We start from the raw sequence: 21795 nt of genomic DNA, 5'->3' as shown, positions 1-21795 counted from the left end.
TTCCATTGATTTTACTTAGCTTAAGTTAACTTTAGCATACTTAATTGAACGAACACTTATTCAATAGCTTGAATCATAAATTGGGATTTCGGCTCAACCTAAAGGCTAAAAAATCGGAAATTGACAGTACATGAAGGTGAAACTGTAAAAATGTCTAATCTAAAAGTGTCATTTTAAAGCTGAAATAACATCAACGGTGATGGTTTTTCGCTCTTTGGGGTGTGATCTATCTCGGTTGTAACCGGTATTTTGAATACACTGTTTAGCTGTAAACTAATTAAGTGATAACCTATCTTATTTGTAATAATAAACAGTGATTTAGGTCGCATTTTTATCATCAAAATACACGATAGACCCAATCGAATTTTGTCGTTTTAACTCATAAAAAGTGGCGTATATGATGGCTTCAAATAAACCACATACCCTATAAGGTTATTAGTTATGACGAAGCTAACCTCAGTTGCAATTTTGATGGCATCAATTTTTTCAATCTCTACCTCACAGGCCAGTGAGCCAATCGAAGTGATCAAGCCTGCTGTGATCACCGAACCTGAAAAAGTTGAACTAGGCAAAATGCTATTTTTTGAACCACGTTTGTCAATGTCTGGGTTTATCTCTTGTAACTCTTGTCATAATCTATCTTTAGGTGGTGTTGATGCCCTGCCAACCTCGATTGGCCATGAGTGGCAAGAAGGTCCAATTAACTCACCAACAGTATTAAACGCTGAGTACATGCTAGCGCAATTTTGGGACGGTCGAGCGGCTGATTTAAAAGAGCAAGCTGCAGGCCCTATCGATAATCCAAAAGAAATGGGTTACACCCATGAATTGGCAGTCGGAACTATTGCTTCAATGCCTGGGTATGTAGAACGCTTTAAAGCTATTTACGGTTCAGATGAAGTGAATATCGACAGAATTACCGATGCAATTGCCGTATTTGAAAAAACCTTAGTAACCCCAAATAGCCCGTTTGATCAGTATTTAGAAGGCGATAAAAAAGCGATTACTGCTGATGCGAAAGCGGGTTATCAATTGTTTAAAGATAAAGGTTGTGTAGCCTGTCATAGCGGCCCTGCTGTTGGTGGCACCATGTACATGAAAATGGGCCTAGTTAAGCCGTTTCATACTGACAACCCTGCGGTAGGGCGTAAAGGCGTAACGGGTAAAGATGCGGATAAATTCGTCTTTAAAGTACCAACCTTACGTAATATCGAACTAACTTATCCCTACTTCCACGATGGTAGCGTTTGGACATTAGAAGAAGCCGTTAACACTATGGCAGACATTCAGCTAGGTCAGACTATGACCGAAGTTGAAACCAAGCAAATGGTAGACTTCTTGAAGAGCTTAACTGGTGACCAACCACAAATTATGTTACCAATTTTGCCACCTTCAAATGAGAACACACCACGTCCGGTGCCATTTAAGAAGTAACTAGCAGCCCTCAATTTAGCTGAAAAAAGCCTACTCAATTTTTTGAGTAGGCTTTTTTATGTTTAATAATCAATAAATAGGACCTAAAAGTACCTACCACTCCAAATTGTGCCTGCTTTTTATTCATCACCAATAAGCCTATGATAACGGCATAGATTGAGTGGAGAAAAAGAATATGAATACCGCTAACAATACCAGTAAGACTGATTCACTGAATATGGATTTTAGCCAACGAATTGTTATTAATACTCATATGCTTGAGTGGGATAAAAGTCCTGCCAAAGGTGTATGGCGTAAACGTTTAGCCAGAGAAGAAGCGGAACGTGGCCATGCGACTAGTATTGTTAAGTATGATGCCGGTGCAAGCTTTACGTCACATCCGCATCCTTTAGGTGAAGAGATTTTAGTTTTATCAGGAGTCTTTTCTGATGAAACCGGAGATTATCCAGCGGGCACCTATATCCGTAACCCTGAAGGTTTCAGCCACGCACCATTTAGTGAGCAAGGCTGCGAGTTACTGGTTAAGTTACATCAGTTTCAAACCACTGACATTGAACAAGTTAGGGTAGATACTCATCATACTGATTGGCTACCAGGCCAAGGGGACTTGCAAGTGATGCCGCTGCATCAGCATTTAACCGAATCGACAGCATTAGTGTTTTGGCCTGCTGGCTGTCAATTTCAGCCTCATCGTCATTTTGGCGGCGAAGAGATATACGTTATCAGTGGCGAATTTATTGATGAGTTAGGTCGATATCCAGCAGGCACTTGGATCCGCAGTCCACACTTAAGTCAGCACAACCCCTTTGTAGAACAAGATACGGTGATTCTGGTTAAGGTTGGCCATTTGATGATAGATGAATAGCGGCCTTGATATGGTTTTTATTAAATCAATCTTGTCGTTTGCGTGCTAATAAGAAATTGTTTCAATTGATCTTATTTTACAGGGCATTTATGGTGTTATCGCTGTAATGGACAGATGACTGCAGCTATAGAATTAGGCAAGAATATCACCCAATTGATATCAACATAAACTAGGACAGCACTTAATGACTCAATCAACACTAGCAAACTTCATCAAGGCTATCGATAGCCCACAGAACATTCTATTTGAAGATACTATGGCGATTATTGAGGCGCATTATGTGTTTACGCCATGTGCGTTTACTAATGGTCAACAGAGCAATGCTGAAGGAGAAAATGCCGGCTCTTGTAAGGTGTTTGCTTTTGGGATGTTGCATCAGCTAAATGAGCAACAAACCTTGAGTTTATTTGGTCAGCATTATCGAGATGTCGTGGCCACTCCACAAGGGAATGACCACCAAAATATCCGTCAATTTATGCTTAATGGCTGGGACGGTATTAAATTTACAAGCAGCGCATTAGCATTAAAAACCGCATAGTTGCAGCTAGTTCAACCTTTAATAACCTTCAACTCCCGCCATATCTGGTAATTGATGAGCAATGCCTTTATGGCAATCAATACAGGTTTGTGCGCCGCTTTCTAAGTAGGTTGAATGCATATCAGCTGCGCGGGTTGATTGGCGAGTGAAGTCCATATAGTCGAACTCATGGCAATTTCGGCACTCTAAAGAGTTGTTGGCTTTAAGGCGTCGCCATTCATGTTCGGCTAATTGGCGGCGTTTAGCTTCAAATTTTTCAGGCGTATTAATCGACCCGACTAAATGCGCCCAAATCTCTTTTGAGGCTTGCATTTTTCGCGCTATTTTATCGGTCCATTTATGGGGCACATGACAATCGTGACAGGTGGCTCGTACACCGCTACGGTTGGTAAAATGAATCGTTGGTTTCATTTCTTCATAGACATTTTGATGGCAACTGCTACAAAACTCCTCGGTACTCGACATTTCTAATGCAGTATTAAATGCACCCCAAAAAATGATCCCAGCAATAAAGCCGCCTATTACCAGAAAGCCTAAGCTGTAATGGACACTCGGCTTTTTCATCACTTGCCAAACAGTATTCAGTAACGCGATTAATTTTTTCATATTTCACTCATAAATGAATAGAAAAGGAGTTGTAATTGACTCTTTAAACGACTCTTTACACGACTCTTTAAACGACTCTTTAAACGACTTTTTAAACGACTCTTTAAACGACTCTTTACACGATTAGGTAATGGATGACAGCTGGCCGCAGTAATATAAAAAATTAACCCGACTCAATCAGTATAAGCGGTGTCAGATTATCTGCGAGTTTGTTGGGTAAACATATAGTACGGATGCTAAAAGAAGCTAACTTAAAGGCGTTGGCGAACATACTGTCATCAGTGTAATAGTGTTTTTAGTGATAAATGGATCATTTTTAATGACATTAGAAAGAGGAGGGAACAAGCAAACAAGGGAAACCTCCCTTGCTATGTATTTTTATTTTGGTTAAATCGCTAATGCAGAAAGTTTAATCTGGTACAAGTTACCTTTGCCATTTTCAATACGGGTAAAGAACAAATACTCGCCGTTAGGTGAGATAATTGGAGTGAACTCATGGTCTGCTGTATTCACTTTACTGCCTAGACTTTTTGCCACTGTCCATTCGCCATCGATTAACTTAGACAGATATAAATCGCCTTTTCCGAGGCTATCATCGCGATCCTTGATACTAAAAACGATCGTCTTGCCGTCTCGAGACACCGCCGAATCACCAATGTTACCTTTCATACCATAAATATGGCTTGGCAATGGTCTTGGAGTGTCAAAGCCATCTCCTTTAGGCTGAGCAACATACATATGGCGACCGTTGTCCCTAAATGAAGGAAAGTATAACTCGCCTTTGTCAGTGAGTGACGGGTATAAGTCTGCTGCGGCAGAATTAACATCAGTTAAGTATTCAGGTGTTTGCCATTGGCCTTCAGCCCAAGTCGTTCGCCACAAATTGACCTCAGGTGCTTCATCCTCACCCTCTGAAATGGGTCTTTTAGAGACAAAATATAGCTGAGAGTAATCGGCACTGTAATAAGGATCTGCATCGAGGTAATCACCAGAAATAGATAAGGCTGACGGTGCTTGCCACTGACCATTGCTAAAGTCTGATTGCATCATAGTGCAGTGACTAAAATCGTCAGCACAACGGGCAAAAATGACCTTATCTCCTGCTTTGTTAAACACAGTATTAATTTCAAAATGATCGGCTGTAGAAATAATCCCAGGAGCGAATTCAACAGTTTTGTTGGCCGCTCCAGGGTTATAGTAAGCAGGAGTCGATGCAAAAGTGTGGAGTGACATCATGCATAAGCTGATTGTTATTATGGTTTTTTTCATGAAATGCCTATTGGTGATTTCTTTTGCTTTAGTAAAGCAGGTTTGATGAATTTGAACGGAGGATACAAGGGTTTGTTTTATAAATCCACACTTATGTGAACTCGAATTCGCTTTTTGTGGAAGCGAAAACCTCGGTGTTTTATGTTGCTGACCCTTTAAGTTGGAAATTAGATCTAGATAGAAAATTGTACAGTGGATACTTAATAACTGGGGAGGATAATTCTAGAGGTTGGGATGTTAACAGTGGCTTGGTCTACATCATTAAAATAACGTTTATGAGAAAAGTTCGCATAAACGTTATCTAACAATTTGCTTATTTTGGATCTCTTAGATAAGTTTTTCGATGAGCAAACTGCTGGTTTAGTTGACTAACATCGGCTTTGGTAGGATCTAGCACTTGAGTTTTTCCGTCTTCAGTGACTTGATACTTGTCGACAGTTTTGTTGACAAAATCGACGATAAATACTGGGCCAGACACTTGATTGTTAATTGAAGATAGTCGTTGCTCTGGACTGCAATCATTACATTCGATGACCATAGCAGACGCATTAGCAGCCATTAAAACTGACGCTGCTAGGATTGATACTTTGTAAGATAACGATTTCATAAAAACTCCTGTAATTCATTTCTCTAAACTGCATTAGTAGAAAGATGATCTTCGTCACACTTTTATCTTATTGAATAATAAATGAACTGTCTAGTGCAGATAATTATCTTTGGAGCTTTAAGATTAGAATCCTAATCCCTTGAAACGAATAATGTATATGTTTGTGTAGGGGTAAACGAGTAGTAATTCAGGAAGGCAATGAACCTAATGTATTCGATTCCAGCCTATTGGCATTGAGTGACCTTATACTTCATGACCCCTTAAAAATTGAGGTATTAAATTAGTGCTTATTACTATGTAGCACTTACAGTAACAATTAATTCATGGACTAGCTTTGACGATTAAAATGATATGTTGTAACATCGCGCTTCAAATCAACCCCTCACAGAGAAAAGCACGTGAAAAAACAGCTTTTATGTTCACTAATTGTCATTTCTAATGGCGCGATAGGACAGGATAATATTAACCAAACGTCAGAAATGAATGATGATATTGAACGTATTGAGGTGAGAAGACATTGGCAACCATATCGCGGTAATGTGCCATTGATTGATACACCACAAGCTGTCGATAGAATTAATGCTGACACGATAAAAAACGAGGGTATTACTCGTTTTATGGATGCCTTAGATTTTTCTCCAAGTATCGTAAGACAAAACAATTCTGGTGGCATGTTTGATAGCTTTGCTATTCGCGGTTTTTCTGGGGATGAAAACAATCCAACAGGTTACTTAGTGAATGGTTTTAATTCACGGGGTTATAACGGTAATAGAAACACCGCTAATATTGAAACCATTGAAGTAATGAAAGGACCAGGCTCGGCATTGTACGGTCAAGGTGAGCCAGGTGGTACCGTCAATATCGTTACTAAAAAGCCTCAGTTTGAAGAACAAGGCTATATTCAAGGGACTTTAGGTAACTACGATACTAAGCAAGTTGAGTTTGACCACACTAAAGGCATTAGTGATGATGTCGCTTACCGTATCAATGGTTTTTATGAAGATTCAGATACCTATCGCGATCATGTTGATGTTCAAAGTTTAAATTTAAGTCCGTCTCTTTTGTGGAATATTTCAGATGCCACTAGCTTAAGCTATGAAATGGAAATTCTCGATCAACGTAAGCCGTTAGAACGTGGTGTATACGTTTTAGATAATGACTTTGATGCTGTTGATACTTCGGCTTTTTATGGTGACACCAGAGATGGCGACCATACCGTTAAGGCACTAGGTCACCAATTATTATTAAATCATCAGCTTAATAATAATTGGCACTTATTAACCGGCTTAGCTTATCGAGATTCATCGTTTAAAGGACAGTCTTCAGATGCAGAGCTTTCTGACGGTCGCCAGTTGATTTATACCGATCCAAATACGCTATCAAGACAACGAAGAGAGCGTGACTATCAAGCACAAGATTTGTCAGCGCGCTTCGAGATCAGTGGTGACGTAGAATTAGGAGGATTTAAGAATAATCTTTTAGTTGGATTAGATTATTATAACTTCCAGTTAGACACTGATTACCGAGTATGGCGAACAGCTTGGGGCTCAGGTGACGATACCTATTCAATTGACCCGAACAACCCTGATTACACTATGTTTCAGCCTGAAACATCACCAACGACATTGACATCAGAAGAGCAAACAGGTGTTGGCTTTTATGCGCAAGATTTGATTGAGTTAACCGATAAAGCAAAATTATTGTTGGGCTTCAGGGTTGATCGATTTAATCAGCAAATTTTGAACAAACTGGATAACGAAGAACACGAACAAGACCAAACTGAAGTGTCTTCGCGTTTTGGGTTTGTTTATGAATTAGGTGACAACATCAATCTGTACACCAGCTATGCAGAAGGGTTCAGACCGAACTCAGGTCTAGATTCAGACAGAAATGCCTTTGAACCTGAACAAACAAAGTCGTTTGAAGTGGGCCTTAAGTGGCAAAATGTCGCCGATAGATTTTCAGGTAGCCTCGCACTTTATGACGCAAGCAAAACCAATATGCTAACAGCGGAGCCTGATACTGGCCTGTCTGCCACATTAGGTGAAGTAGAAAGTCAGGGCGTTGAATTTCAGCTGAGCACTTTACTGACCGATGATACCAGTCTTGAACTCGTTTATGCTTATACGGATGCGAGAACTGCGAAAGACTTAATTGATAACGACTGGGGTGTGCCAATTCCTAAAGGATCACGCTTAATAAACGTTGCAGAGCATGTCGGCCATGTTGCATTAAGACATTACACTGACATTATGGGTAAAGAAGCTTACTTTGGCGCCACGGTAAATTACGTTGGTGACCGTTTAGGTGAGACAACCGACCCAGACTATATTCTACCTGCATACACCTTAGTTAACTTATCTGCGGCGGTAGATTTAACCAGCAGATTTAGTTTGATGATTGATGTAAATAACTTATTTAATCAGCAGTATTTTGAAAGCTCGTACCATAAGTTATGGACTATGCCGGGTGAGCCGATTAATTTCACCGCGAGTGTTAAGTATCAGTTTTAATCGCTGCTTAGACTTGCTACTGCGTTGTTGAACTTCGGCAGCAGTCCTCATTGACAACAGTTAACATTAAAAAGCGACCCTAGGTCGCTTTTTTGTTGTCTTTAAAACGGACGGGGATATGTCATCATGACATTATTCATTCAATGTTATATCTAATTCCCTCCTACCTCTCAGCTAATTCTTTTCTCACTTTTCATCACACTATCATTAATGTATTGATGTATTGATGTATTGATTTTCATAGGCGGGTAACTAGAAGCGCTTTGTAAAGCTATGCAAAGTTATTGTTTGGCTATTTTCTTTAAAATGTGAACTATTTAGAATCAATTGCGTAACATCTAAATAATAATGAATTGCATAATAATAACGAAAATGGATTTCCAATTGATGAAAAGACATTTCACTAAAGTGGCTTTAGCAACTTCGCTGGTCATTTTGTCTGCTTGCACCAGCTCATCCTATGTCGATGAGCCTTTGGTTAAGCCGCAACTTCCTCCTTCTTGGCATACCGATGCTGAGTCGTTAAAAGACAATCAAAGTTGGGTAACACCAATAGCGACAGATCAGTTATTAGAATTTATCAGCATTGGCTTAAACACCAACCAAGCACTCATACAGCTAGCATTAGAAGTTGAGGTCAAAAAGCAGCAGCTCAATGTGAGCGATTCAAGCTTTTGGCCTGAGCTAAACCTTGGTGCGAATAGCTCCCGAAGTGGCAATAATGACACGTCTTCTAGTGCTAATAGCCTGAGTCTAAACTTAAGTTATGAACTCGATATCTGGGGTAAGTTATCTGATAACGCCAGAGCCTCAAAACTGAATTTATTAACCGCTGAAGCTAACTATCAGCAAGCAAGAGATGCTTTGGTGGCAGATTTGGTCATTGCCTATTACAAGGTAGTGACATCAAATGAACTAGTGAAGTTGTTTGAGCGCCGCACTGAAAATGCTCGCCTGAATTTTGAGATTATTGAATCAGGTTATCTGCAAGGCTTAAATGCCGCATTAGATGTCTATCTAACACAAAATGAATTTTATACTGAAAACTCCAATCTGCTATCCCAGCGTAGTCAGCGAAATCAAGATGTCAGAACCCTAGAGCGACTGTTAGGTGGCTATCCTGCGGGCAAATTATTGATTGATGAAAAACTACCATTGCTGCCACAAGGGATAAAAATTGGCGTGCCCAGTGAGTTAGTCAAACGCAAACCTGAATTAAAAGCCGCTTGGTACCAACTACTGTCGCAAGATGCGTTAGTGGCTTATACCCAAAAACAGCGATACCCATCATTGAGTTTAGGTGCCGATATTGGCACTGCCAGCAGTGACATTGCCAACTTATTAAGTGGTGACTACAGCTCATGGTCTGTGTTTGCAGGTATTACCGCACCTATTTTTAATGCGGGCCGATTAGCGTCGCTCACAGAACAACAGAAATTAAAGCTGAAGCAGCAAGAGCAACAGTATCTCAGTACCTTGTTTAACGCTTTTGAACGGGTTGAGAACAATCTAGATTTAGATGCCAGTCTGCAGCAACAATACCGCGCGACTTTAAAAGCACAAGAAAATGCTATTCAAGCTGAAACGTTATCATTTGAGCAATACCAGGTGGGTCTAGTCAGCTATACCACTGTGTTGGATGCTCAAACGCGCGCCTTTGTTGCCCAAAGCTCAGTCATTAGCTTAAAAAACCAAATTATTGCCAACCGTATCGGACTACACCTAGCTTTAGGTGGCGATCTGGATGCGAGTGTTACAGAAGAAGAATAATATGATGAATAAGAAATACCTTATCCCCGCAGGCATTATTGCGATTGCTATCGTCAGTATCATAGTGATTACTTCAAATCCACCAAGTAGCAAACGTGGCAAACCAATGGCTGTGGCTGCAATGTCGGTAGAAACACTGATAGTTAAACCGCAGGATTATCAGATTCAGGTGAGCAGCTTTGGCGTGGTAAAACCGCGTACCCAAAGTGTGTTAGTCACGCAAGCATCAGGGCAAATCTTATCTATTAGCCCTAACTTCCGTGAAGGTGGCTTTTTTGAAAAAGGGGAAGTGTTAGTCCAGCTTGATGACCGAGATTATCAAGCAGAAGTAAAAATTGCCGAATCTGGATTAATGCTGGCGAGACAACAATTGTTAGAAGAACAAGCCCGCACCAATCAGGCACTTGCAGATTGGCAGCGTCTTAGTAATGGCCGTGAGCCAACCTCATTAGTATTACGTGAGCCACAATTAGCCGCAGCGCGAGCGGCGATGTTATCTAATCAAGCGTCATTAGAGAAAGCCAATTTAGCACTAGAGCGAACTCATGTAGTCGCACCATTTTCAGGACGAATACTCGAAAAGCATGTTGATGTCGGCCGCGTAGTGTCAACCAATGGCCAGTTAGCCACTATTTACGCAACCGATTATGTTGAAATTCGCTTACCGATTAACAACAGCGATTTAGGTTTAGTTGAGCTCCCTGAGCAAGGTAAGAAAAGCGTTGCCAAAGTAAGTTTTGAGTCGGATTTAATTGGCTTGCAAAAGTGGGAAGGAGAACTTATTCGCACTGAAGGGGCCATCGATAGTAACTCGCAGCAGCTTTACGTTGTCGCGCAAATTGACGACCCATTTGTGTATCAAGCAAGTCAGCAAATGCCGCTTAAAATTGGACAATACCTGACAGCTAATATTGCCGGTAAAAAACTTAAGCAAGCGTTAGTTATTCCAACTAAAGCTATTTATCAAGGCGCTTATGTCTATGTGGTAAATGACGGCGTATTACTGCGCAGAGAAATCACCACAAGATGGCAAAACAGCCAAGACTCAGTAATTAGAGCAGGCTTACAAAGTGGCGATGAATTGGTAACGACTTCCCTTGGTCAAGTGAGTTCTGGCACGCCAGTCTCAATCGTGGGCCAAACGAGTAAAGCCGCTCAGTCTGATAAAGGTGAACCTGGTCCGCGTCGAGGTGATAAGCCGCCTAAAGCTAAGCTAGTCGCAGATAAGGCGGCAGATAAAGCGACCAAAGAGGAGCAACGACCATGATTGCTTGGTTTGCTAAAAACCATGTCGCAGCCAATTTGTTGATGCTGTTGCTACTGGTATTAGGTTTAGGTTCATTGTCTACTCAGATCCCGCTAGAGGTATTTCCAACGGTTGAATCTGAACGAATATCAGTAAGTGTCTCGCTGCGTGGAGCTACCCCTGAAGATGTCGAAAAAGGGGTGACAATTCGCATTGAAGAAGCGGTGCAAGATTTAGAAGGGATTGAAAAAATCACGTCGAGTTCATCTGAGTCATCCTCTCGGGTGACGATTGAGGTTGATAGTGGCTACGACCCTCGTGACATGTTGGCCGATATTAAAAGTCGAGTCGATGCGATTAATACTTTTCCTGCTGATGCTGAAAAACCTGTGATAGCGCTTGCCCAACGAAAGCGTGAAGTGATTGCAGTGACGGTAACAGGTAAATACAGCGAAAAAGAAACCATTGAGTTTGCTGAAGTCGTGCGTGATGAATTACTGCGACTTGATGACGTGACCCAAATGGATTTAAGCGGAGTGCGTAACTATGAGGTGTCGTTAGCGTTATCGCAAAACAAGTTACGCCAATATAATTTAACCCTTAGTGAAGTGTCGCGGGCAATTAATGCCTCCAGTACCGATATCTCAGCGGGTAACTTAAAAACCCAAGGCGGCGATATTTTACTGCGCTCAAAAGGCCAAGCTTATTATAAAGATGAGTTTTCCAATATCGCGATTAAATCTGCTGCAGACGGCACCATTATTCGCTTAGGTGATATTGCTAATGTCGAAGATGGTTTTGAAGAAACCCCAGTAAGAACCCGTTTTAATGGCCAGCAGGCTGCCTTTATTGATGTCTATCGTATTGGCCAGCAAAGTGCGATTGATGTTGCTGATCAAGTCAAAGGCTATATTGATTCACGTCAGGCAACACTGCCTGAAGGTTATGGCCTTAGCTACTGGGATGATGATTCTGAAATCGTTAAAAACCGTATTGCCACGTTAACAGGCAGTGCACTGCAGGGCGGTATTTTGGTTCTGCTATTGCTGACACTGTTTTTACGTCCTTCCATTGCGATTTGGGTTTTTATCGGTATTCCAGTGTCTTTTATGGGCGCTTTTATCTTTATGCCGTTTTTTGGTGTTTCATTAAACGTCATCAGTTTATTTGGTTTTATTCTGGTACTGGGTATTGTGGTCGATGATGCGATTGTGACCGGCGAGAATATTTATACTCACCTTAAGACTTCTCCCAATGGCGAACATGCGGCGATTTTGGGTACGCAAGAAGTGGCTGCGCCCGTGACCTTTGGTATTCTTACAACGATTACTGCCTTTTTACCTATGTTGTTTATCGAGGGGAATAGAGGGGCAATATTTGGCCAGATTGCGATTGTAGTTATCCCAGTTTTATTGTTCTCATTAATCGAATCTAAGTTTGTTCTGCCTGCTCACCTTAAGTACATTAAACTGCGTAACGATAAGGACCAATACAATAAGTTTGAGGTGTTTCAGCAAAAATTCGCAGATGGGTTTGAACATGCAATTATTAAGTTTTATCAACCATTCTTGCGCATAGCGCTAAAGCATAAAACTGCGACGTTAAGTTTATTCCTGAGTATTTTGCTGATTATTGCAGCGTTACTGGCTACGGGCTGGACTAAGTTTACCTTCTTCCCGCGCATTCCCAGTGAAACGGTACGTCTAAACTTGACCATGCCAGCAGGCACCCCATTTGAGGTGACTAACGCACATATTATTGCTATTGCCGCTAAAGCTGAGGCGCTGCAAGAAAAGTATCGAGACGAAGATACGGGCGAGAGTGTGATCATTAATATTCTAGCGACCACAGGAGGCCGTGGTGGCACATCAAATGCGGGGGGCGTTCGTTTTGAAATCACCCCTGCAGAAAAGCGTGAGTCAGATATTACTTCACGGCAGTTACTAACTGAGTGGCGCCGTAGTGTCGGTGATATTCCGGGGGCGGAGTCTGTGACCTATCGTGCTGAAATCGGCCGAAGCTCTGATCCAATTGATGTGCAGTTAAGTGCGAATTCCCTTGAGACATTGCGAGAAATTGCCGACCAAGTAAAACAACACTTGAAAACCTATCCGACCGTATTTGATATTGCCGACAGTTTATCTAACGGTAAAGAAGAGCTGTTAATTGAGTTAACCGAACAAGGTAAAGCCTTAGGCTTAACCCGTCAGGAAGTTTCAAGCCAAGTCAGAAGTTTCTATTTTGGCGCCGAAGTACAACGTATACAACGCGGCCGTGATGATGTGCGGGTAATGTTACGTTTGCCATTGGACGAACGTCAGTCATTGGATGACCTTAAAAAGGTATTGATTACCACGAGTCAAGGCACACAAGTGCCGCTTGGCCATGTGGCGAAAATGACCTCAGGTAAAAGCCCATCTAGCATTCGAAGAATCGATCGCTATCGAGTGTTAAATGTCACTGCGGATGTGGATAAAGACAACACCAATATGACAGTACTTCAAGCCGATCTTAAGGTCTATCTTGATGGTTTAGTGCAGCAATACCCTGGTGTGCGCCATTCGCTTGAAGGCGAAGCGCGTGAGCAACGAGACAGCTTTGGTTCATTGCAGTGGGGCTTAGTGTTCGTGTTGTTTATGATTTATAGCCTATTGGCGATACCGTTCAAATCATACATTCAGCCGCTAATTGTGATGAGTGTGATCCCCTTTGGTTTAATTGGTGCGGTACTCGGTCACTGGTTTATGGGATCGCCACTCACCATTTTCAGTATTTTAGGGATGCTTGCACTGGTAGGGGTTGTGGTTAATGACTCGTTAGTGCTGGTGGATTTTATCAATAAAAAACGTATTGAAGGTATGCCATTAGCCGAGGCGGTATTAACCGCAGGCACAAAACGATTTAGACCGGTTATGTTGACCAGTTTAACCACCTTTATTGGTCTGATGCCCTTGTTACTCGAAAAGTCTACCCAAGCGCAGTTCTTAATTCCAATGGCGATTTCACTAGGCTTCGGGATTATCTTTGCCACCTTTATCACCTTGATTTTGGTGCCAGTTAATTACCTTGTGGTTGAGCGATTAAAGGGTAATAAAGTGGATCACGCAAGTTTAGACCAGACGTTTGATGATGCTTTTGGTGTGGCTAAATCTTAGTTCTACATATCGTATATATTGTACGTCGTATATCGCATAGGGCTGTGGGGCTAAATTAGTCTGAATGCCTATATTAGCGAAGACCCAAAAGGGGGAACAGAGATTGTTCCCCCTTTTTTGATCGTGTTAAACCAAACAATTATGCCGTTCGATTATTTAATTAGGTGGTTATCTATTACTTCTATTCAATATAGTATTTGAATCAAAATTCTGTTTACTATTGGTCTACTTATTTACTTGCCTGTTTATGCTTATCAAAACACACTTGTTATATTTTGGAGTATTTATCTACTTAAAAGTGACTCAGCTAAATGTCATAATAGTTGGAGCTGTTCTGAAATAAGAACAAAAGGTATTTGCTGATTTACTTGTAAAATCATCACTGTATGTTTTACAAAACTTATATTTACAAGGACTTAATATGAAACGTTTTCTCGCCTTGATACTGCTTTGTCAGGCTCCTTTTGTTGCTGCAAATGACGCAACTTCAACAGAGATAGTCCATTGGCAAGATAATAGTTTGTCTTATCTGTATGGTGATAATTTTAAAGTGAACCCGAAAACCCAGCAAACGATCACATTTGAACATGCTAGTGGCTGGAATATTGGTGATTTGTTCATGTTTGTGGACTTTACTAAATATAATGGCGAAGAAGATTTTTTAAATGGTGAAACAACCTATTACGGTGAGTTCGCCCCACGTTTTAGCTTTAGCAAAATGTTAGATAAACCTGTAGAAATGGGTTTTGTAAAAGACGTATTAATTGCGACTACCGTGGAGTTTGGTGAAGGCGATGTTGAATCATTTTTGATTGGTGCAGGCTTTGATTTAGCGATTCCAGGTTTCGATTTTTTCCAATTAAATATGTATAAGCGCCTGCCTGATGGCCGTGATGGCGATACATGGCAAATTACTCCAACATGGAAAATGAGCTGGCCTGTTGGCGAGTCTAGTATTGTGTTTGATGGCTTTATTGATTGGGTAGTCGATTCTGATGGCAGCTATGAGAAAAACTTCCACTTTAACCCGCAGCTTAAATATGACTTAGGCAAACAAGTGGGGTTAGGTGATAGCGCGTTATTAGTTGGTATTGAATATGATTATTGGAAAAATAAATACGGTATAAAAAGCAGTTCAGGCTTTGATACTGACCAAAGCGTAACTAGCTTACTCGTTAAATACCATTTCTAATGTCTGGATTAACTTATTACTTAACTTTATTGATAAAGATGTAATGAGTTCTGGCTGGCTAACACTTTCAATTTACCGATTCAGATAGGTAAAGTGACTGAAGTGTCGATAGCCTGAATGTCACCTGCAAGCTGAATACTTGGGTTAAGCAATAGCGTCAGTATGAGTACATTCTCATACTGACTTAGCTATCCGATTAGTCTGTTACTAACTCAGAATTAGATAGATGTTGGTAGTGCAGGTAGCGTTCATATTGATTAATCACGTCAGCGATTATTTGCTCTTGGGTGTATCCCATCACATCATAATGTTGCCCGCCGTGCTCTAAAAATACTTCTACTCGGTAATAATCTTGCTCGCTAGCAAAGCCTTCGATATCAGCGCCATTCATTGTAAATGCGCGAATACGTAAACCATAAGCAAACTGTAATGCTTCATTGTTACCAATCAATAACCGCACTCGTTTATCATGCTGAGTAATAACAGCAGGGGTATTGTTGGCTAAAAATATTTTTACCACTTCTTCTAAACCAGGCTTAGCAACAGTATTCAAGAATTGTTGCGCATCCTCTTTACTGGGGTGAGACACCAATATATTGACTCGTTCTTTCCAACTTATGCTAGTTTTGGCAAATTGAACCCCAGTATGGTGTTGCTGCACGCTTTCAAGTTTTAAGCGATCATCTTGCAAGGCTTTGTATAAACCAATACACATCAAAAGCATGACAATCATAATGGGCAGCGCACTGGCAATGGCAGCTGTTTGTAGTGCTTGTAACCCCCCAGCCAGTAATAATACGCTGGCAACAACTCCTTGTAATATGGCCCAGAATACACGTTGGCCTGCGGGTGATTGCTCATTGCCGCCTGAGGTTAAATTATCAATCACTAACGAACCAGAATCAGATGAAGTAATAAAGAAAGTCACCACCAAGAAAATAGCTAACACTGATAATGCGGTCGAAAATGGTAGATGCTCAAAAAATCTAAACAAGGCTACTGACACATCACTTGATACGGCTTCAGATAGATAGGTTGCGCCTTGGTTTCTGATTAGGTCGATGGCGCTATTACCAAATACCGTCATCCACAAGAATGTCACCCCAGTAGGGAAAAATAACACCCCAGCGATAAACTCACGAATGGTACGGCCACGACTGACTCGAGCAATGAAGGTGCCGACAAATGGCGACCATGAAATCCACCACCCCCAGTACAATAATGTCCAGCCACCTAACCAATCATCTTTTTGCTCATAGGCATATAGATTAAAGGTTTTTCCGACAATATCGCTTAAATAGCCCCCGGTATTTTGCACAAATGCTTGCAGTAACATCACGGTCGGGCCGAGCAGTAAAACCGCAGTTAACAGTAGCAAGGCCAGTGTGAGGTTGAGTACACTTAAGCGTTTAACGCCTTTGTCTAAGCCTGCAAAAACAGAGAGTGTTGCGATAGCGGTGATCATCATAATGATAACCACCTGCACTGTTGGGTTATTTGGCACCCCATCAAATAAATAACTTAAGCCTGAATTAACTTGCAGTACGCCAAAACCTAAAGAGGTGGCGACACCAAACATGGTGCCGAGCACCGCAAACGTATCAACGGCATGGCCGATAGGGCCGTAAATGCGCTCTCCAATTAAAGGATATAACGCAGACCGAGGCAGTAAGGGTAATTTATGACGGTATGAGAAGTACGCTAGGCTAAGTGCCACAACGGCATAAATCGCCCAAATATGAATACCATAATGATAAAAGGTAATATTCAAGGCTTCTTTAGCGGCTTCCAGTGTCTCAGGTGTTGCATCAGGTGGCGCGAGATAATGCATCACGGGTTCAGCAACGCCAAAAAACATTAATCCAATTCCCATGCCGGCAGAAAACAACATCGAGGCCCAGCTTTTAAAGCTGTAATCAGGGACGGAGTGATCAGGACCTAGTTTGATATCTCCGAAACGGCTGACCATGACAAAGATGATAAAGATAAGGAATATCGCGACCCCAACAATATACAACCAGCCTGCTTTGACTTCTAAATAGCTTTGAATCGATTTGAAAAAGATACTGGCTTGCTCTGGCCAAACCGCACAGATAAATACCATGACAAATATAAGCAGCACAGAAGGGAAGAAAACCGGAGGATAAATACTCGATTTCTTAAACATGATTGGGACCTGTATATGGGGTTATGAACGCTGAGACTTATTGTTAACACAAGCTAAGTATAGGCATGTTCTAATCGATTGCGGCTAAAGCAATCATTTATTGGGTAATTCGCACACTCACAGAGACAACGGGTTTAGGGGGAGAGCAAGATAAAATCGTGTCGTTTAGGGCTAACAAATTTTTAGGGTGCGCAGTGTAACAGCTTGTTAGGGGAAGTGTGAAAAAGTTGAAGGAGGTCTGACTTTGATCTCACTAATTATGCACCTACTCATTCAATCTCTGGTTGGTGCTATGACTTAAACGCTCGGCAATGACCAGGTGTTTTGCACTGACTTAAAGCCAACATTGTGGATTCGCCTGTCACAATCGACTAGAAAAAGGCCTTTCACTTATTTAGAGGTTCATTAAGCCATAACATGGCACATGTCGACTCATTGATGAAAAACGGTGAACTTATCAATAGCGAACTATCAATGGCGAACATCCAACATTGAATCTCATTTAATCTCATTTGGTATCTACTTCGACCTAACTTTAAAAATAATACTTTTATTTTGTCTTTTAGCCAACCTGATGAATGTTGCAATAATGCCTCAAGTAATTAAAAGCTCTGCCTACTCAAGTTGTTAACTCATTTAAAAGCAATTGTTAATATTTTGTTGAAACTGATTGCAGTGTTTGCCCGATAATAAACATTAAGTGAATAACCTAAGATGAATTCACAAGTTAGAAGCAATGCAATAGCTGCTAACTATGTATTCAAATGACGTTATTCTATGGAGAGTTAATTATGAAATATGCAGGTTTTCAAACATTCACAACGGAACAAAAAGCAGGTGTTTTAACGGTTACATTTGATTTTGGCGCGGTCAATGTTCAAGGACAAGAAATGCTTGCCGACTTGAATAGCTTAGCAATGCGTTTAGAGCGAGATCGCAATACCAAGGTGGTCGTTTTTCAATCTGCAAATCCTGAAATTTGGGTTTGTCATTATGATACTGAACTACTTAAAGATATGTCTGTAGAAGCGGTATCCCGTGAAGAGGCTCAGCTGTTAGATTTACAATCCGTATGTGAACGGATCAGTAAAGTTCCCCAAGCGACTATTGCAAAACTTGAAGGTTTCGCAAGAGGCGGTGGCCATGAGTTAGCACTGGCTTTAGATATGCGTTTTGCTGCTCGTGGTAAGTTTAAATTTATGCAGATGGAAGTGGGTATGGGCATTCTGCCATGTGGTGGCGGGGCATCTCGTATGGCACGTCAAGCTGGTTTAGGTAGAGCGTTAGAGATTATTTTAAGTGCGCGTGACTTTGATGCCGATGAAGCAGAAGCCTATGGCACGATTAATAGAGCGCTCGAGCCCGATGAAATTGGTGAGTACGTCGACAGCTTGGCTAACCGTATTGCGCAGTTCCCTGCAGAGTCAATCAATGCCTGTAAGCAAGCTGTTTATGAGTCTATCGATAAACCCATTGATGAAGCGTTAAAAGCTGAAGCTTATTGGTTGTACCAAGCAACCAGTAAAACACCCGCCATTAAGCGTTTTACTATTGCTGATGAACAAGGTTTAGAGCACGATATTGAAAATCAACGCAAGTGGAACGAGTTAGTGATGAATGTTCAGGACATTAACTAATGAACGCCGCAGGGCATAAGCAACTTGTGTCTCGTTTTTTCGAATTATTCACTGAGTCTGATATCGATGGTGTTTTGTCTTTATTAGATGATGATGTTCGTTGGCGAATGATGGGACAGCAAGGTGGCTTACCTATTTCAGGAGAAATGGATAAGCAGGGTATAAAAGATTTAATGATAAGCGTTAAAGAGTTGATGGTTGGTCAGTTGATGATGACGACGAAAGCTTGGACTATTGATGATAATCGTGTTGCAGTTGAGGTTGAGTCATTGGGCGAACTTAAAAATGGTAAGCGTTATAACAACCTTTATCATTATTTAATTATTGTAAAAGATGGAAGAATTGAAACCATCAAAGAGTATGCCGATACCGACCAAGTTAGGCGGGTATTTTTTGATTAGTCAGTTAAAAGTGAGGCCCTAAGGAAACTTATGGGCCTCTTTTTTTATGGGATTTTAAGAAATCGATGACCTACAGCGGGTTTATGTAAATAGCTTATTTGTCACATTGGGCCGGTGTTACTAATGTTGAACGCTGGGACTTGCTGGTTACGGTGCACTAAGGAAACTTTAATGAAGTTAGTGGAACGAAGTTGTCAGTGTTGATTATTAACTATTCATTAAAACTGATTCAGTTATCTTAGGTATTATTAAAGTATTGCGTGCAATTTATACTGTTTTCACTGATTAGGCCTAAGAGCCTATATCGAATAGATAACTGGAGAAAACACATGCAATATGAAGGTAAGGTATATCGCCCTTGGATGGAGGCTGAAAGTATCCTCATTCAGACTACGATAGGCTGTACAATTAATACGTGTACATTTTGCAGCATGTTTAGAGACAAGAAATTTCGTATCAGAGATATCGAAGATATTTTTGCTGATATAGAAAGTGCACGCAAAACCCACCCATTTGTTGAATCAATCTTTTTAATTGATGGCGATGTGATGGCGATTAGAGCTGAGATGTTGATTAAGATTTTAAATAAACTCACTGACACATTTCCTGAAATTAAAAACATTGCTCTCTATGCTGGCTATAACAATATACGTCGTAAATCAGTTAACGACTTAATCGCAATGCGAAAAGCGGGTTTAACTATGGTATACGCAGGCTTAGAGTCTGGTGATGCGGTAGTACTAGAGCAAATTAATAAAGGAATGACACCTGCACATGTTGTTGAAGGTGCCAACATGATCAAAGAAGCTGGCATTAGGTTATTAGCTTCATTTATTTTTGGTTTAGGTGGCAAAACACGTTCTAAAGAACATATTGAAGCGACGACCAATATCTTAAACCTAACTCAGCCGGAAGAAATTGCGCCAATGGGGCTTGCGATTCAACCCGGCACAGAATTAGAGCAAGATGTGGCGAGTGGAAAATTTGTTAGAGCAACGCCATTGCAAATTTTAGAAGAAGAGAAGTACCTATTAGATAATTTGAATTTTGAAACTTTTTATTGGGGCGATCATGGTAACAACATCGCGACAATGCGAGGCTGGTTACCTAAAGACCAAGCACGTTTTAAAAATCATATTGTTGACAACATAAAGAATAACCCGATAACTCAAGATAATGTTATCCAAACGTTTTCTTGGTAGGTGTAGGGGAAGTTAATACTTCTTAGAACGCTTAAAAAATTGATAGACAGGGCATCCATGAGTATGGATGTCCTGTTTGTTTATTACCGAGGTTGTATATTACCTCGGTTGTATATTATCGAGATTGTATATTATCGAGATTGTTTATGGCTGAGAATGTTTATGGCTGAGAATGTTTGCGACACAGCGTGTTTATAGCTATGACTCCCAATAAGGCTTATCACCATAATACTTGAGGAAATAATCAATAAAGGCGCGTACTTTTGGTGCTAATAATCGTGAGCTCGGATATACAGCCCAAATAGCGGTGTCAGAGTGAACCGGATAATCTTTTAATACTTGCACAAGCTGGCCATTGTTTAATGCTTTGTAAGCACACCAAATCGAGCAAATCGTTAAGCCTCCACCATCGATACATGCATCTCTTACTGACTCACCATTATCAATCCTGATGGTACTTTGAGGTTTGATTTTTTGAACGCCTTCTGGGGTATCAAAATCCCAATGATCGATGCCAATCAATTTAATGGTTTGATGGTTAACAATGTCACTAGGCGTTTTAGGCTCACCAAATTGCTTTATATAGTCAGGAGATGCGCAAATGATCCGTTTATCAGTCGCGAGCTTTCTGGCGATTAAACTTGAGTCAGTTAACGATGCATTTCTAATGGCGATATCAAAGCCGCCTTCAACCATATCAACAATGCTGTCGCTTTGTCTCAGATCCACCTTGAGTTGCGGGTGAGCTTTTACGAACTCTTTAAGTGCGGGCACAATATGCATCCGCCCAAATGATGATGGTGCAGTGATCCTGATAGTTCCTTGGGGTGTAAAACTGCCTACTCCAACAGAGGCTTTAGCACTATCGACAGCATTAAGCACTTCTTCAGCATGAGGTAAAAACTCTCTTCCTTCTTCGGTTAACGACACCTTTCGAGTGGTTCTATGGATGAGCTTTATGCCTAAAGACTCTTCTAGTTTATTTAAATGCATACTGGCCACAGCGGGCGATAGCCCAAGATCGTTACCAGCCATACTGATATTTTGAGTTGATGCTACGCGTACAAAGAGTCTGAGGTGATCATTGTTCATCGTTGTTACTCATGATTAGTTGACAATAGGTTTTGCTAATAGCTCTTATTAATAGTCTAGCCGATTATTAATAAAAAATTAAAACTGATTCAATAACTGAG

The 21795-nt window shown here is 40.9% G+C and carries 16 protein-coding genes; 11 read left to right on the top strand and 5 right to left on the bottom strand.

All coding sequences use genetic code 11. From position 1 onward, the window contains the following. The first annotated feature begins 441 nt into the window (after positions 1-441). The 3 genes from LMH66_RS08945 (at position 442) to LMH66_RS08935 (ending at position 2837) form a co-directional block, all read left to right on the top strand. On the top strand, positions 442-1434 hold the full coding sequence (locus LMH66_RS08945; protein ID WP_102528905.1) for a cytochrome-c peroxidase: 993 nt from the start codon (positions 442-444) through the stop codon (positions 1432-1434). A 175-nt stretch (positions 1435-1609) separates the two neighbouring features. Further along, entirely contained in the window at positions 1610-2299 is a 690-nt protein-coding gene (locus LMH66_RS08940; RefSeq protein WP_229369407.1) for a cupin domain-containing protein, read from the top strand. A 184-nt stretch (positions 2300-2483) separates the two neighbouring features. Further along, entirely contained in the window at positions 2484-2837 is a 354-nt protein-coding gene (locus LMH66_RS08935) for a HopJ type III effector protein (protein WP_229369406.1), read from the top strand. Positions 2838-2855: 18 nt separating this feature from the next. Here the strand turns inward: LMH66_RS08935 and LMH66_RS08930 are convergent, their stop codons facing one another. The 3 genes from LMH66_RS08930 to LMH66_RS08920 form a co-directional block, all read right to left on the bottom strand. After that, positions 2856-3443, bottom strand: a complete 588-nt coding sequence (locus LMH66_RS08930) for a NapC/NirT family cytochrome c (protein WP_267869129.1) — start codon at positions 3441-3443, stop codon at positions 2856-2858. 387 nt (positions 3444-3830) lie between these two features. Continuing rightward, positions 3831-4712, bottom strand: a complete 882-nt coding sequence (locus LMH66_RS08925; protein ID WP_229369405.1) for a TolB family protein — start codon at positions 4710-4712, stop codon at positions 3831-3833. Between the two features lie 313 nt (positions 4713-5025). Continuing rightward, positions 5026-5319: a hypothetical protein gene (locus LMH66_RS08920; protein ID WP_229369404.1), complete on the bottom strand. Its 294-nt coding sequence runs from the start codon at positions 5317-5319 to the stop codon at positions 5026-5028. Between the two features lie 398 nt (positions 5320-5717). Here LMH66_RS08920 and LMH66_RS08915 point away from each other — a divergent pair, with 398 nt between their 5' ends. From LMH66_RS08915 to LMH66_RS08895, 5 genes are all read left to right on the top strand, one after another. Then, positions 5718-7832, top strand: coding sequence for a TonB-dependent siderophore receptor (locus LMH66_RS08915; RefSeq protein ID WP_229369403.1), 2115 nt, complete (start codon positions 5718-5720; stop codon positions 7830-7832). A 387-nt stretch (positions 7833-8219) separates the two neighbouring features. After that, complete coding sequence (locus LMH66_RS08910) at positions 8220-9602, top strand: TolC family protein (protein WP_229369401.1); 1383 nt, start codon at positions 8220-8222, stop codon at positions 9600-9602. 1 nt (position 9603) lies between these two features. After that, positions 9604-10869, top strand: coding sequence for an efflux RND transporter periplasmic adaptor subunit (locus LMH66_RS08905; RefSeq protein ID WP_229369400.1), 1266 nt, complete (start codon positions 9604-9606; stop codon positions 10867-10869). After that, positions 10866-14003, top strand: a complete 3138-nt coding sequence (locus tag LMH66_RS08900) for an efflux RND transporter permease subunit (protein WP_229369398.1) — start codon at positions 10866-10868, stop codon at positions 14001-14003. Before LMH66_RS08905 ends, LMH66_RS08900 begins: the two co-directional genes overlap by 4 nt. A gap of 421 nt (positions 14004-14424) precedes the next feature. Then, positions 14425-15195 (top strand): outer membrane protein OmpK, encoded by a 771-nt coding sequence (locus tag LMH66_RS08895; RefSeq protein ID WP_229369396.1) that lies wholly within the window; start codon positions 14425-14427, stop codon positions 15193-15195. Positions 15196-15391: 196 nt separating this feature from the next. On the opposite strand, the gene LMH66_RS08890 is transcribed toward LMH66_RS08895, so the two are convergent. Then, positions 15392-17362, bottom strand: coding sequence for a BCCT family transporter (locus tag LMH66_RS08890; protein WP_102526108.1), 1971 nt, complete (start codon positions 17360-17362; stop codon positions 15392-15394). A gap of 791 nt (positions 17363-18153) precedes the next feature. Here LMH66_RS08890 and LMH66_RS08885 point away from each other — a divergent pair. The 3 genes from LMH66_RS08885 (at position 18154) to LMH66_RS08875 (ending at position 20602) form a co-directional block, all read left to right on the top strand. Then, positions 18154-18999: an enoyl-CoA hydratase/isomerase family protein gene (locus LMH66_RS08885; protein ID WP_229369394.1), complete on the top strand. Its 846-nt coding sequence runs from the start codon at positions 18154-18156 to the stop codon at positions 18997-18999. After that, positions 18999-19400, top strand: a complete 402-nt coding sequence (locus LMH66_RS08880; protein WP_229369392.1) for a nuclear transport factor 2 family protein — start codon at positions 18999-19001, stop codon at positions 19398-19400. Before LMH66_RS08885 ends, LMH66_RS08880 begins: the two co-directional genes overlap by 1 nt. Before the next feature lie 329 nt (positions 19401-19729). Beyond that, on the top strand, positions 19730-20602 hold the full coding sequence (locus tag LMH66_RS08875; protein WP_229369390.1) for a B12-binding domain-containing radical SAM protein: 873 nt from the start codon (positions 19730-19732) through the stop codon (positions 20600-20602). Positions 20603-20800: 198 nt separating this feature from the next. Here the strand turns inward: LMH66_RS08875 and LMH66_RS08870 are convergent, their stop codons facing one another. Further along, a complete protein-coding gene (locus LMH66_RS08870) occupies positions 20801-21694 on the bottom strand; it encodes a LysR family transcriptional regulator (RefSeq protein WP_229369388.1) in 894 nt (297 codons plus the stop codon). Positions 21695-21795 lie beyond the last annotated feature (101 nt).

Origin of the sequence: Shewanella sp. 10N.7, from assembly GCF_020806285.1 — a bacterium.
Lineage (GTDB): Bacteria > Pseudomonadota > Gammaproteobacteria > Enterobacterales > Shewanellaceae > Shewanella > Shewanella electrodiphila.
This window is presented reverse-complemented; position numbering and strand designations above follow the sequence as displayed.